The following is a 14806-nucleotide window of genomic DNA, read 5'->3' on the forward strand; positions in this document are numbered from 1 at the left end:
CGGGCACGCGCATAAAAAAGAGAGGCCGGGATGTACATCTATCGCTTGGTCCTGCTTCTGGTCGTCGGGATCTACCTGTTCTCCCCCGCCATCATGGATTGGTGGATCGACGCGACGGGCGCCTGGTATCGCCCTTATCTGCTCTGGCTGATCCTGATTGTCGTGACCTTCATCCTGCAGAGCCAAAAAGATGCCGATGAGCTTTAGCCTGACCCAGATGATCCTGATCAGCGCCGCGTACCTGGCGGCGCTGTTCGGCGTAGCCTGGGTCAGCGAACGGGGCATGATCCCGCGCGCGATCATTCGCCACCCGTTGACCTACACCCTGTCGCTGGGGGTTTACGCCAGTGCTTGGGCGTTCTACGGCACAGTGGGCCTGGCCTATCAGTACGGTTACGGCTTTCTGTCCAGCTATCTGGGCGTGTCCGGAGCATTTCTGCTGGCGCCGGTGCTGCTTTATCCGATCCTGAAAATCACCCGCACTTACCAACTGTCGTCGCTGGCCGACCTGTTCGCTTTCCGCTTTCGCAGCACCTGGGCCGGTGCGCTGACCACGATTTTCATGCTGATCGGCGTCTTGCCATTGCTGGCTCTGCAGATTCAGGCCGTGGCCGACTCGATCGGTATCCTCACCGGCGAACGTGTGCAGAGTCGCGTGGCGCTGGCGTTCTGCGCGCTGATCATCCTGTTCACGATTTTCTTCGGTTCCCGGCACATCGCCACGCGCGAGAAACATGAAGGGCTGGTGTTCGCGATTGCCTTTGAGTCGATCATCAAACTGATCGCCCTCGGCGGTGTTGGGCTGTACGCGCTGTATGGCGTGTTCGACGGCCCGCAACAGCTCGAACTGTGGCTGCTGCAAAACCAGACCGCCCTCGCCGCCCTGCACACGCCGTTGCAGGAAGGCCCGTGGCGCACGCTGCTGCTGGTGTTCTTCGCCTCGGCGATCGTGATGCCGCACATGTACCACATGACGTTTACGGAAAACCTCAACCCGCGCTCGCTGGTCAGCGCCAGTTGGGGCCTGCCGCTGTTTCTGCTGTTGATGAGTCTCGCCGTACCGCTGATTCTCTGGGCCGGTCTGAAACTCGGCGCCACCACCGACCCGGAATATTTCACCCTCGGCATCGGCATTGCCGCCAACAGCAAACCGCTGGCCTTGCTTGCCTACGTCGGCGGTCTGTCCGCCGCCAGTGGCCTGATCATCGTCACCACCCTCGCCTTGTCCGGCATGGCGCTGAACCACCTGGTGCTGCCGCTCTATCAGCCGCCGGCCGAGGGCAATATCTACCGCTGGCTGAAATGGACCCGCCGGGCACTGATCGTGGCGATCATCATGGCCGGTTTCGGTTTCTATCTGATGCTCGGCGTCGAGCAGGATCTGGCCAACCTCGGCATCGTCGCGTTTGTTGCGACCCTGCAATTTCTTCCCGGGGTGCTCTCGGTGCTGTACTGGCCGACCGCCAACCGCCGTGGCTTCATTGCCGGTCTGCTGGCGGGGATCACGGTCTGGGTGGTGACCATGCTGCTGCCGCTGGTCGGCAATCTGCAGGGTTTCTATATCCCGCTGCTGAACATGATCTACGTGCTCGACGACACCAGTTGGCACATGGCAGCTATCGCCTCGCTGGCGGCCAACGTCCTGATGTTCACTTTGATTTCGCTGTTTACCAACGCCAGCCCGGAAGAAGCCAGCGCCGCCGAAGCCTGTGCGGTGGATAACGTGCGCCGCCCGCAACGCCGCGAACTGCACGCCGCCTCGCCGCAGGAGTTCGCCACGCAGTTGGCCAAGCCGCTGGGTGCCAAGGCTGCGCAGAAAGAAGTCGAGCAAGCGCTGCGCGACTTGTATCTGCCCTTCGATGAACGTCGGCCGTATGCCTTGCGCCGGTTGCGCGACCGCATTGAGGCCAACCTGTCCGGCCTGATGGGCCCGAGCGTTGCGCAGGATATGGTGGAAACCTTCCTGCCCTATAAGGCTGGCGGCGAAAACTACGTCACCGAAGACATTCACTTCATTGAAAGCCGTCTCGAGGATTACCACTCGCGCCTCACCGGCCTGGCCGCCGAGCTCGACGCCCTGCGCCGCTACCACCGCCAGACCTTGCAGGAACTGCCGATGGGCGTCTGCTCGCTGGCCAAGGATCAGGAGATCCTGATGTGGAACAAGGCCATGGAAGAGCTGACCGGCATCGCCGCGCAACGGGTGGTCGGTTCGCGCCTGAGCACCATCGCCAATCCGTGGAAAGAATTGCTGCAAGGTTTTATCAATCTGCCCGACGAGCATTTGCACAAACAGCACCTGGCGCTGGATGGTCAGACTCGCTGGCTGAACCTGCACAAAGCGGCAATCGACGAGCCGTTGGCCCCGGGTAACAGTGGCCTGGTGTTACTGGTCGAGGATCTGACCGAAACGCAGATGCTCGAAGATAAACTGGTGCATTCCGAACGGCTGGCCAGCATCGGCCGACTCGCAGCAGGTGTGGCCCACGAAATCGGCAACCCGATCACCGGCATCGCCTGTCTGGCGCAGAACCTGCGCGAGGAGCGCGAAGATGACGGCGAATTGACGGAAATCAGCGGGCAGATTCTCGAGCAGACCAAACGCGTTTCGCGCATCGTCCAGTCGCTGATGAGCTTCGCCCATGCCGGCAGCCATCAGCACAGCGACGAACCAGTGTGTCTGGCCGAAGTCGCGCAGGACGCCATCGGCCTGCTGGCGCTGAACCGGCGCAATTTCGAAGTGCAGTTCTACAACCTGTGCGATCCCGACCATTGGGTCGAAGGTGATCCGCAACGGCTTGCCCAGGTGCTGATCAATCTGCTCTCCAACGCCCGCGACGCCTCGCCGCCGCACAGTGCGGTACGGGTCAAGAGCGAAGCCGGCGAACACACGGTCGATCTGATCGTCGAAGACGAAGGCAGTGGCATTCCGTCGAGCATCATGGACCGATTGTTCGAACCTTTCTTCACCACCAAGGACCCGGGTGAAGGCACCGGTCTGGGCCTTGCACTGGTCTATTCCATCGTTGAAGAGCATTATGGACAAATCACCATCGACAGCCCGGCTGATGTACAAAGCCAACGCGGCACCCGTATTCGGGTGACCTTACCGCGTCATGTCGAAGCGACGTCCGCTGTGAACTGAGACCGTCGAGAGTATCGAATCAATGCCGCACATTTTGATCGTCGAAGACGAAACCATTATCCGCTCCGCCTTGCGCCGCCTGCTGGAACGCAACCAGTACCAGGTCAGCGAAGCCGGATCAGTGCAGGAAGCACAAGAACGCTTCACCATTCCTACGTTCGATCTGATCGTCAGCGACCTGCGCCTGCCGGGCGCTCCGGGCACCGAGCTGATCAAGCTCGGGCAAGGCACACCGGTGCTGATCATGACCAGTTACGCCAGCCTGCGCTCGGCGGTCGACTCGATGAAAATGGGCGCGGTCGATTACATCGCCAAGCCGTTCGACCACGATGAAATGCTCCAGGCGGTTGCGCGGATTCTGCGCGATCGCCAGTCGGCGCCGGCTGCCGGCGAAGCCACGGCGAGCAAGCCTGCCGCTGGCAACGGCAAAGCCGCTGTGGATAACAGCAATGGTGAAATTGGCATCATCGGTTCGTGCCCACCGATGCAGGACCTGTACAGCAAGATCCGCAAGGTCGCGCCAACCGATTCCAATGTGTTGATTCAGGGTGAGTCCGGCACCGGTAAGGAACTGGTGGCCCGCGCTCTGCACAATCTGTCGAAACGCGCCAAGGCGCCGATGATTTCGGTGAACTGCGCGGCGATTCCGGAAAGCCTCATTGAGTCCGAACTGTTCGGCCACGAAAAAGGCGCGTTCACCGGGGCCAGTGCCGGTCGCGCCGGTCTGGTCGAAGCGGCGGATGGCGGCACCTTGTTCCTCGATGAGATCGGCGAACTGCCCCTCGAAGCCCAGGCTCGCCTGCTGCGGGTCTTGCAGGAGGGCGAGATTCGCCGCGTAGGTTCGGTGCAATCGCAGAAAGTCGACGTGCGCCTGATCGCTGCAACTCACCGCGATCTGAAGAGCCTGGCGAAAATCGGCCAGTTCCGTGAAGACCTTTATTACCGTCTGCACGTGATTGCCCTGAAGCTGCCGCCGCTGCGCGAGCGTGGCGCCGACGTCAACGAAATCGCCAATGCCTTCCTCGCTCGCCAGAGCGCGCGGATCAATCGCACCGACCTGAAATTCGCCGCCGATGCCGAACAGGCGATCCGGCACTATTCCTGGCCCGGTAACGTCCGTGAACTGGAGAACGCGGTTGAGCGTGCGGTGATTCTCAGCGAAAGCCCGGAGATTTCGGCCGACCTGCTGGGCATCGACATCGAGCTGAGCGATCTGGAAGACGACGAGTTCATCGGTCTGCCGCCGCAAACCGGCGGTAACGCCAGCAACAGCAGCCATGAGCCGACCGAGGATCTGTCGCTGGAGGATTACTTCCAGCACTTCGTCCTTGAGCATCAGGACCACATGACCGAGACCGAGCTGGCGCGCAAACTCGGCGTCAGCCGTAAATGTCTGTGGGAACGCCGCCAGCGTCTGGGCATTCCACGGCGCAAGACCGGGGTCGCCAGCGAGAGCTGAGCGTTACCCACCGCGTGCGCGGGTAACGCATGACAATGTGAAAAAACTGTTACCGCAGTCGATTCACGTAACAGAAGCCGGGGTTATCGGTAACGAAACCCCGGCTTTTTTTCGCCCCTGCAAAACGGCTATATCGACCTAACCCCTTGTTTTTCTGGGCCTGGCAAAAGTTGGCACGCACCCTGCTATATGTTTGGTACAAGAACAATAACAAGCAATGCACAAGACAATAAAAATAAGACGAATCGACTCACGCACAATAAAAACAAGACGGCGAGAGGCGCAGCTAACTGATTCTTTTGGAGAGGCGTTGTATTTGGGGCTTGCCCCACGACCAGGCCGAGAACAACAAAAACTGTCCTAAGACAGAGCCTGTACTGGTTGGATCGACAGATCACTGCAATTCAGCGACCAAAGCAATCCGTTTGCTCTTGGCTCCCGATTGGGAGGGTCACGAAGGAAACACTTCGTGGCGAGGGCACTCAACAAAAACAAGAAGCCCGAATCAATAATAAAAAGAGCACGCAACTACTTCTTGGGGAGCTTCGGCTCCCTTGTAGTTTCTCCCTTCCGTGAAATCCCCCCGTTTTCCTCGCTCGACCCTTGCAGCTTGGGGCTTGCAGCTCATATCTGCCGCGTCCTACACCATCCCCCGACTAAATGCTAGAATCTGCGCCCATCATGCGGTCATTCTTTTGGTATGGCCGAACATTCCTTCAAACAGTGCATCCCATGCTGAAGAAGCTGTTCCAGTCATTCCGAACTCCCGTGCGTCGTACGCAACACATCCGCAGCACCCCTGAAGTGCTCAACAGCGGCCAACATTCGCTGCAGAAAACGCAGTTCAGCCGCTATGCGGTGAATATTGTCGAACGCCTGCAAGGTGCCGGTTACCAGGCTTATCTGGTCGGCGGTTGCGTGCGTGACATGCTGTTGGGCATCACGCCCAAGGATTTCGACGTCGCCACCAGCGCCACCCCCGAGCAGGTCCGTGCCGAATTCCGCAATGCGCGAATCATCGGCCGCCGCTTCAAGCTGGTGCACATCCATTTCGGTCGCGAAATCATTGAAGTCGCGACCTTCCGCGCCAATCACCCGGTCAACGAAGACGACGAAGACAGCAACCAGTCTTCGCGCAACGAGAGCGGGCGGATTCTGCGCGACAACGTCTACGGCACCCTGGAAGAAGACGCGCAACGTCGCGACTTCACCATCAACGCCCTGTATTACGATCCGGTCAGCGAGCGCATCCTCGATTACGCCAATGGCGTGCACGACATCCGCAATCACCTGATCCGTCTGATCGGCGACCCGAAGCAGCGTTACCAGGAAGACCCGGTGCGCATGCTGCGGGCCGTGCGTTTCGCCGCCAAGCTCAACTTCGGGATCGAGAAGCACACCGTGCAGCCGATCCGCGAACTGGCGCCGATGCTGCGCGAGATTCCCTCGGCGCGGCTGTTCGAAGAAGTGCTCAAGCTGTTCCTCTCCGGCCACGGCGCGATCACCTTTGAAATGCTGGTTGATCTGCAGCTGTTCGCGCCGCTGTTCCCGGCCAGTGCCGAGGCGCTGGAATACAACCCGGAATACACCCACACGCTGATCAGCGAAGCACTGACCAACACCGACCTGCGCATCAAGCAGAGCAAACCGGTGACCCCGGCGTTCCTCTTTGCCGCCCTGCTCTGGCCTGCGCTGCCCGCCCGCGTGTTGCGTCTGCAGGAACGTGGCATGCCGCCGATTCCGGCGATGCAGGAAGCCGCTCACGAGCTGATCGCCGAACAGTGCCAGCGCATCGCGATTCCGAAGCGCTTCACCATGCCGATCCGCGAAATCTGGGACATGCAGGAACGCCTGCCACGGCGCAGCGGCAAACGCGCCGATCTGTTGCTGGACAACCCGCGCTTCCGTGCCGGTTACGATTTCCTGCTGCTGCGCGAAAGCGCCGGTGAGGAGACCGATGGTCTCGGCGAATGGTGGACCGATTATCAGGACGCCAACGACAGCGAGCGCCGCGACATGATCCGCGACCTCAGCGGCAAGGGTGACGATGCCAGCGGCGCGCCACGCAAACGTCGCCGCAGCGGCGGCTCCAAGCGCAAGCGCGCCGGCGCTTCGAGCGCGACGGGCGAGTAAGTCATGGAGCGCATCTACATCGGTCTGGGCAGCAACCTCGCTGACCCGGCCGGGCAATTGCGCAGCGCCGTTGCGGCGCTGGGGCAATTGCCGCAGACCACTCTTTCTGGCGTCTCAGCCTTTTATCAAAGCGATTCGCTGTTGCCGGGCCAGCCGCGTTACACCAACGCCGTCGTCGCCCTCGACAGCTCGCTCGCACCGTTAGAGATGCTCGACGCCTTGCAGGCAATCGAGAATGAGCAGGGCCGCGAGCGTCTGGAGCGTTGGGGGCCACGCACGCTGGATCTGGATATTCTGCTGTTCGGCGATCGTCTGATCGATGAGCCACGGCTGAAAGTCCCGCATTATCAGATTCAGGAGCGGGCCTTTGTGCTCTACCCCCTCGCTGAACTGGCGCCGCAAGACCTGCGGCTGGCCGATGGCCGCGCCCTCTCCGACCTTCTGGCCGCCTGCCCGTTCGTCGGCCTTGAACGCCTCTCCCAGCCCTGACAATAATCTTCTGTAACAGTGGTTGTGTGGCGAGGGGATTTATCCCCGTTGGACTGCGAAGCAGGCCCAAATCTGACCAAGCTGCATACAAACATGGGGCCCCTCCGCGACCCAACGGGGATAAATCCCCTCGCCACAGGTCACCTGCCAATCTCCAGTTTTTGTCAGACAAAAATCCCCCGAATCAGGCCCGCAGCGCCGCTGAATCGCATCAGTAACGGCGGTAACACCGCCCGCGTAACAATGCGGTAACACACGCAATTGACTTCCGGTTGGCTCATCACGACTATAGGCGTCCCGCTGCCGCCAACCCGGCATGAACGGGCGCAATCCAGGCTTTTCAAAGCACGACACAAGACCGTGCGCCTGAGTAGATGAAGAATCACGCGCGTGACTCGCAGCAGTTTCCAGAGCGCCTGAACGAGGATTTTTTACATGCCAGCCATCACCCTGACCACGCTCCAGAGCCTCAAGCAGAAAGGTGAAAAGATCACCATGCTGACCTGCTATGACGCGACCTTCGCCCACGCCTGCAACGAGGCCGGTGTCGAAGTGCTGCTGGTCGGCGACTCCCTCGGTATGGTTCTGCAGGGTCATGACAGCACCCTGCCAGTGACCACGGCGGAAATGGCCTACCACGTCGCCAGCGTCAAGCGTGGCAATGGTGATGCCCTGATCCTCGCCGACCTGCCGTTCATGGCCAATGCCACCCTCGAACAGACCATGACCAACAGCGCCATGCTGATGCAGGCCGGTGCGCACATGGTCAAGGTCGAAGGTCAACTGTGGCTGGCGGAGTCGATCCGCTTGCTCGCCGAGCGCGGTGTGCCGGTGTGTGCGCACATGGGCCTGACCCCGCAAGCAGTGAACATTCTCGGCGGCTATAAAGTGCAGGGCCGCAACGAGAACCAGGCGCGGCAGATGCGTGCCGATGCGATCGCGCTGGAGCAGGCCGGTGCGGCCATGCTGTTGCTCGAGTGCGTACCGAGCGAACTGGCGGCGGAAATCAGCCAGGCCGTGGGCATTCCGGTGATCGGCATCGGCGCCGGCAACGCCACCGACGGTCAGGTGTTGGTATTGCACGACATGCTCGGCCTGTCGATCACCGGCCGCGTCCCCAAATTCGTCAAGAACTTCATGCACGGTCAGGACAGCATCCAGTCCGCGCTGAAGGCTTACGTCAGCGAAGTCAAAGCCACCACGTTCCCCGGCATCGAACACGGATTCTCTGCATGAACACCGTCAAAACCGTACGCGAACTGCGCGCCGCCGTCGCCCGCGCGCGCAGTGAAGGCAAGCGCATCGGCTTCGTGCCGACCATGGGCAACCTGCACAGCGGCCACGTCGCATTGATCACCAAGGCTACGCAGCGAGTGGATTTCGTCGTCGCGAGTATTTTCGTCAATCCGCTGCAATTCGGCGCCGGCGAAGACCTCGACAAATACCCGCGCACCCTCGCCGCCGATCAGGAAAAACTTCTCGAAGCCGGTTGCGACCTGCTGTTCGCGCCGACGGTCGATGAGATGTACCCGGACGGCATGGCCGGACAAACCCGGGTCAGCGTGCCGCAATTGTCCGAAGGCCTCTGTGGCGCGAGCCGTCCGGGGCACTTCGAAGGTGTGGCGACGGTGGTCAGCAAGCTGTTCAACATGGTCCAGCCGGATCTGGCGATCTTCGGCCAGAAGGATTACCAGCAACTGGCGGTGATCCGCGCACTGGTGCACGACCTGAACATGCCGATCCAGATCATCGGCGAGCCGACCGTGCGTGCGGCGGACGGCCTGGCGTTGTCGTCGCGCAACGGCTTCCTCAATGAAGACCAGCGCGCCGTGGCACCAGTGGTGTATCGCGTGCTGAGCAGCATTGCCGAAGCGATCAAGCAAGGTGAGCGTGATTACCCGGCGCTGATCGCTGCACAGTTGCAGGTGCTGGAAGCGGCGGGTCTACGTCCGGATTATCTGGAAATCCGTCATGGTCTGACCTTGCGTCCGGCGACGGCGGAAGACCGCGATCTGGTGATTCTGGCGGCAGCGTTCCTCGGCACCACGCGGTTGATCGACAACCTGCACCTGAATCTCGATAGCCCGATTTAAGCAGCAACGAATGTCCCTGTGGGAGCGAGCCTGCTCGCGAAGACGGTGTATCAGCGACTTATAAGTTGCCTGACACCACGGCTTCGCGAGCAGGCTCGCTCCCACAAGTGTTTTCGGTGCATGCCGGTTGGGCGAGACTCTTCCGGGCACCTCCGTTTGTCGGGCAAATCCCCGTTCGGATGTTAAAAAAGTACAGGGATCTGGTCAGACAAAGTCAAGACAGAACGCAGCGCGAGGTTTACTGTATTCGCCCTGTGTCCAGATATCGTGTCGACGCAGTTGATCCCATGCGCTAAAAGGGCATGGCTGATCTGCACCGTGTTCAAAAGGCCGTTCAAGTAAAAAGGAAAACCGCAGCGATGGCGTACTACCGCACTCCTCACGACGTTACCGCTCTGCCCGCCTGGCAAGCGTTGAAAGATCACCGCCAAGCCATGCAGGATTTCAGCATGCGCGAAGCCTTCAACGCCGATCCGCAGCGTTTCAATCAGTTCACCCTCAGCAGCTGCGGCCTGTTTCTCGATTATTCGAAGAATTTGATCAACGCCGAGACCCGCAATCTACTGGTGGGTCTGGCCAATGAAGTCGATCTGAAGGGCGCGATCAAAGCGCTGTTCGACGGCGAAATCGTCAACGCTTCCGAAGGCCGCCCGGCACTACACACCGCCCTGCGCCGCCCGGTCGGCGACAAGTTGTCGGTCAACGGCGTCAACGTGATGCCGGAAGTGCACAAGGTCTTGAACCAGATCACCGATCTGGTCGGCCGCATTCACGACGGACTGTGGCGTGGTTACACCGAGAAGCCGATCACCGACGTGGTCAACATCGGCATCGGTGGTTCGTTCCTCGGCCCGGAGCTGGTGTCCGAAGCGCTGCTGTCCTATGCGCAGAAAGGCGTGCGTTGCCATTACCTGGCGAACATTGACGGCAGTGAATTCCACGAGCTGACGCAGAAACTGCGCGCCGAGACCACGCTGTTCATCGTTTCGTCGAAGTCGTTCAACACCCTCGAAACCCTGAAGAATGCTCAGGCCGCACGCGCCTGGTACCTGGCGCAGGGCGGTTCGGAAGCCGAGCTGTATCGCCACTTCATCGCGGTATCGAGCAACAACGCCGCTGCGGTGGCCTTCGGTATCCGTGAAGAAAACATCTTCCCGATGTGGGATTGGGTCGGCGGCCGTTATTCGCTGTGGTCGGCGATCGGTTTGCCGATCGCCCTGGCCATCGGCATGTCCAACTTCAAGGAACTGCTGTCTGGTGCCTACACCATGGACCAGCATTTCCAGACCGCGCCGTTCGAACAGAACATGCCAGTGCTGCTGGCTCTGCTCGGCGTGTGGTACGGCAATTTCTGGGGCGCGCAAAGCCACGCGATCCTGCCGTACGACCACTACCTGCGCAACATCACCAAGCACTTGCAACAGCTGGACATGGAATCCAACGGCAAGAGCGTGCGTCAGGACGGCACCTCGGTGTCGACCGATACCGGCCCGGTGATCTGGGGCGGCGTCGGCTGCAACGGTCAGCACGCTTACCACCAGTTGCTGCACCAGGGCACCCAGCTGATTCCGGCTGACTTCATCGTGCCGATCGTCAGCTTCAACCCGGTCTCCGACCACCACCAGTGGCTGTACGCCAACTGCCTGTCGCAGAGCCAGGCGCTGATGCTCGGCAAGACCCTGCCGGAAGCCGAAGCCGAACTGCGCGACAAAGGCATGGGCGAAGACGACGTGCGCAAACTGGCGCCGCACAAGGTGATCCCGGGCAATCGTCCGAGCAACACTCTGGTAGTCGAACGCATCAGCCCGCGTCGCCTCGGCGCGCTGGTTGCGATGTATGAGCACAAAGTGTTCGTGCAAAGCGTGGTCTGGGGCATCAACGCCTTCGACCAGTGGGGTGTGGAACTGGGCAAGGAATTGGGCAAAGGCGTCTACAACCGCCTGGTCGGCAGCGACGAGACCGTGGCTGACGATGCCTCGACTCAGGGCCTGATCAACTACTTCCGCGGGCGTCATCGCGGCTGATCCAAGCCTCCGGGCACAACGCTGTTCCCCTGTGGGAGCGAGCCTGCTCGTGAAAGCGGTTCTTCATTCAACACCTTCGTTGACTGAGACACCGTATTCGCGAGCAGGCTCGCTCCCACAGTTGTTTTGGCACATGACTTGAACCTGTGCAGCGCTCGGCGCATCTTTATTCGTGTCGCACCACAAGAATAAGGAACCGTCATGTTCGATATCAGCACGTTCCCCAAAGCCGATGCCGTGCGCCAGGCCGCTCAGTTGAGCCAGGACGAGTATCGGCGCCTGTACCGCGAATCGATTGAACACCCCAGTGCCTTCTGGGCCGAGCAGGCAACGCGCTTCCTCGATTGGAGCACGCCGTGGCAGACCGTGCAGCGCTATGACCTGAAAACCGGTGAAGCGGTCTGGTTTGCCGGCGGCAAGCTCAACGTCAGCTACAACTGCATCGACCGCCACCTTGAACAACGCGGCGAACAGATTTCCCTGCTCTGGGAGGGCGACGACCCAGCCGAATCGGCGCAGATCACTTATAACAAACTCCATCACCACGTCTGCCGTCTGGCCAACGTGCTGAAAAGCCGTGGCGTGAAGAAAGGCGATCGGGTGTGCATCTACATGCCGATGATCCCCGAAGCCGCCTACGCCATGCTCGCCTGCGCGCGAATCGGCGCGATTCACTCGGTAGTGTTCGGCGGATTTTCCCCGGATTCCCTGCGTGATCGAATTCTCGACGCCGACTGCCGTACCGTGATAACCGCCGATGAAGGCGTGCGCGGCGGCCGCTTCGTGTCACTGAAAAACAACGTCGACAAAGCCCTGCAAAGTTGCCCGAACGTCAGCACCGTGGTGGTGGTCGAGCGTACGCAGGGCCAGGTCGACTGGGTCGAAGGCCGCGACCTCTGGTATCACCAGGCCGTACGCGAAGTCGACGACGATTGCCCGCCGGAACCGATGGACGCCGAAGATCCGCTGTTCATCCTCTACACCTCCGGCAGCACCGGCAAACCCAAAGGCGTGCTGCACACCACCGGCGGCTACCTGCTGCAAGCAGCAATGACCTTCAAGTACGTGCTCGACTACCGCGACGGCGAAGTGTTCTGGTGCACCGCCGACGTCGGCTGGGTCACCGGCCACAGTTACATCGTCTACGGGCCGCTGGCTAACGGTGCGACCACACTGATGTTCGAAGGCGTGCCGAGCTACCCGAGCAGTTCGCGCTTCTGGCAGGTTATCGACAAGCACAAGGTCAACATTTTCTACACCGCCCCCACCGCCCTGCGCGCGTTGATGCGCGAAGGCGCCGAACCATTGAAGGAAACGTCGCGCGCCAGCCTCAGATTGCTCGGCAGCGTCGGTGAGCCGATCAACCCGGAAGCGTGGGAATGGTATTTCAATGCCGTCGGTGAACAGCGCTGCCCGATCGTCGACACCTGGTGGCAGACCGAAACCGGCGGCATCATGCTCAGCCCGCTGGTCAGCGCGCAACGGATCAAACCGGGCTGCGCGACGCAACCAATGTTTGGCGTGCAACCGGTGTTGCTCGACGAAGTCGGCAAGGAAATCAAAGGCGTCGGCAGCGGCGTGCTGGCGATCAAATCGAGCTGGCCGGCGCAGATCCGCAGCGTCTACGGCGATCCGCAGCGGATGATCGACACCTACTTCAAACCCTACCCCGGCTATTACTTCACCGGCGACGGCGCCCGCCGCGACGAGGACGGCGATTACTGGATCACCGGACGCATCGACGACGTGATCAACGTCTCCGGCCACCGCATCGGCACCGCCGAAGTGGAAAGCGCGCTGGTGCTGCATGACAGCATCGCCGAGGCCGCCGTGGTCGGTTATCCGCACGACGTCAAAGGCCAGGGCATCTACGCATTCGTCACGCCAATGAACGGCACCGAGGCCAACGAAGAGCTGAAGAAAGACCTGCTGGCGCATGTCAGCAAGGAGATCGGCAGCTTCGCCAAACCGGACCTGATCCAGTGGGCGCCGGCGCTGCCGAAAACCCGCTCGGGCAAGATCATGCGGCGGATCCTGCGCAAGATTGCCTGCAATGAGCTCGACAGTCTGGGCGATACTTCGACGCTGGCTGATCCAAGTGTGGTGCAGGATCTGGTCGACAAGCGGCTCAATACTTGAGAGCTGCAGTTTCTAGCTACAAGCGCAAGCTAAAGCGGTCCGCGCGGCTTTTCGCTTTTAGCTTGCAGCTAGAAACTTGCCGCTTGTAGCTCCGCGACTGCTAAGCTTCGCGTTTTTTTCAGCAAGGCGCCCGCATGTCTTCCTTGAATCAGGCGCTGCGCGCCGCCCTCGATCAACGCCAGGACCTGCTCGCTGTGCTGCACAGCCAGGGCACCGATTGTTATCGGCTGTTCCATGGCAGCCAGGAAGGCGCCGGCGGCCTGACCATCGACCGCTACGGCCCGCAATTGCTGGTGCAGAGTTTTCACCAGACACTCGAACGCGACGATCTGCTGCAACTGCATGCCATGGTCAACCAGGCGCTGGGCTTCGACACCCTGCTGGTCTACAACGACCGCTCCCGTGGCAACTCGCGGATCGATCGTGAGGACAGCGTCTACAAGGCCAATGACGCTGCTTTGGCGGATCTGGTCGGGCATGAATGGGGCCTGAACTATCGCGTGCGCGGGCGCCATGCCGGGCAGGATCCGCTGCTGTTCCTCGACCTGCGCAACACCCGTGGCTGGGTCAAGGATCACGCGCAAGGCAAAAGCGTGCTCAACCTGTTCGCTTACACCTGTGGTGTTGGCCTCAGTGCAGCGGCGGGCGGTGCGCGCGAGGTGTGCAACCTCGATTTTGCCGAGGGCAATCTCGCGGTCGGTCGCGAGAATGGTTTGCTCAACCCGCAGCTGCCGCCGATGCAATTCATTCAGTCCGATTACTTTCCGGCGATCCGTCAGCTCGCTGGCCTGCCGATCAGCGTGCGTCGCGGGCAGAAGCTGCCGAGCTATCAGCGCCTCGAACAGCGCCAATACGATCTGGTCCTGCTCGACCCGCCGGCCTGGGCGAAAAGTGCATTCGGCACCGTCGATCTGCTGCGCGATTATCAGAGCCTGCTCAAACCCGCGCTGCTGACCACCGCCGATGACGGCGTGCTGATCTGCTGCAACAACCTGGCGAAAGTCAGCATGGACGACTGGCGCGAACAAGTGCTGCGCTGCGCCGAAAAAGCCGGCCGCCCGGTACGCGAATGGAGCGTGATGCCCCCGGGCGCCGACTTCCCTTCGCTGGACCAGCAGCCACCCTTGAAGACGCTCATTCTGCAGCTGTAATTCCCAATTCTCGGATAGCCACACTCCACTGTGGGAGCGAGCTTGCTCGCGAAAGCGGTGCATCAGTCACCAAAAAGGCTGCCCGATACGACCCCTTCGCGAGCAAGCTCGCTCCCACATGGGATTTTGTTCGTACAGATAAAACTGAACAATCCTGTCCCACATCAAGCACT

At 60.8% G+C, this 14806-nt stretch carries 10 protein-coding genes; all 10 read left to right on the forward strand.

Annotation, left to right across the window (positions count from 1 at the left end; all coding sequences use genetic code 11):
* Positions 1-30 precede the first annotated feature (30 nt).
* The 10 genes from ACZZZ4_RS04555 (at position 31) to ACZZZ4_RS04600 (ending at position 14633) form a co-directional block, all read left to right on the forward strand.
* Entirely contained in the window at positions 31-207 is a 177-nt protein-coding gene (locus ACZZZ4_RS04555; RefSeq protein WP_003176118.1) for a hypothetical protein, read from the forward strand.
* The gene (locus ACZZZ4_RS04560; RefSeq protein WP_161806084.1) at positions 191-3145 is read left to right on the forward strand and encodes a sensor histidine kinase; all 2955 of its coding nucleotides are present in this window, start codon (positions 191-193) and stop codon (positions 3143-3145) included. Before ACZZZ4_RS04555 ends, ACZZZ4_RS04560 begins: the two co-directional genes overlap by 17 nt.
* A gap of 22 nt (positions 3146-3167) precedes the next feature.
* Entirely contained in the window at positions 3168-4604 is a 1437-nt protein-coding gene (locus ACZZZ4_RS04565) for a sigma-54-dependent transcriptional regulator (RefSeq protein ID WP_039761623.1), read from the forward strand.
* A gap of 732 nt (positions 4605-5336) precedes the next feature.
* Positions 5337-6737 (forward strand): polynucleotide adenylyltransferase PcnB, encoded by a 1401-nt coding sequence (locus tag ACZZZ4_RS04570; protein ID WP_463547326.1) that lies wholly within the window; start codon positions 5337-5339, stop codon positions 6735-6737.
* Positions 6738-6740: 3 nt separating this feature from the next.
* A complete protein-coding gene (folK, locus tag ACZZZ4_RS04575; protein ID WP_463547327.1) occupies positions 6741-7226 on the forward strand; it encodes a 2-amino-4-hydroxy-6-hydroxymethyldihydropteridine diphosphokinase in 486 nt (161 codons plus the stop codon).
* 435 nt (positions 7227-7661) lie between these two features.
* The gene (gene panB, locus ACZZZ4_RS04580) at positions 7662-8462 is read left to right on the forward strand and encodes a 3-methyl-2-oxobutanoate hydroxymethyltransferase (RefSeq protein WP_463547328.1); all 801 of its coding nucleotides are present in this window, start codon (positions 7662-7664) and stop codon (positions 8460-8462) included.
* Positions 8459-9319, forward strand: a complete 861-nt coding sequence (panC, locus tag ACZZZ4_RS04585) for a pantoate--beta-alanine ligase (protein ID WP_039761627.1) — start codon at positions 8459-8461, stop codon at positions 9317-9319. Before panB ends, panC begins: the two co-directional genes overlap by 4 nt.
* Positions 9320-9678: 359 nt before the next feature.
* Positions 9679-11343, forward strand: a complete 1665-nt coding sequence (gene pgi / locus ACZZZ4_RS04590) for a glucose-6-phosphate isomerase (protein WP_016773160.1) — start codon at positions 9679-9681, stop codon at positions 11341-11343.
* A gap of 201 nt (positions 11344-11544) precedes the next feature.
* Entirely contained in the window at positions 11545-13482 is a 1938-nt protein-coding gene (gene acs / locus ACZZZ4_RS04595) for an acetate--CoA ligase (RefSeq protein WP_463547329.1), read from the forward strand.
* A 134-nt stretch (positions 13483-13616) separates the two neighbouring features.
* Positions 13617-14633 (forward strand): class I SAM-dependent rRNA methyltransferase, encoded by a 1017-nt coding sequence (locus tag ACZZZ4_RS04600; RefSeq protein WP_463547330.1) that lies wholly within the window; start codon positions 13617-13619, stop codon positions 14631-14633.
* Positions 14634-14806 lie beyond the last annotated feature (173 nt).

It is taken from the genome of Pseudomonas sp. AC252 (genome assembly GCF_979258105.1).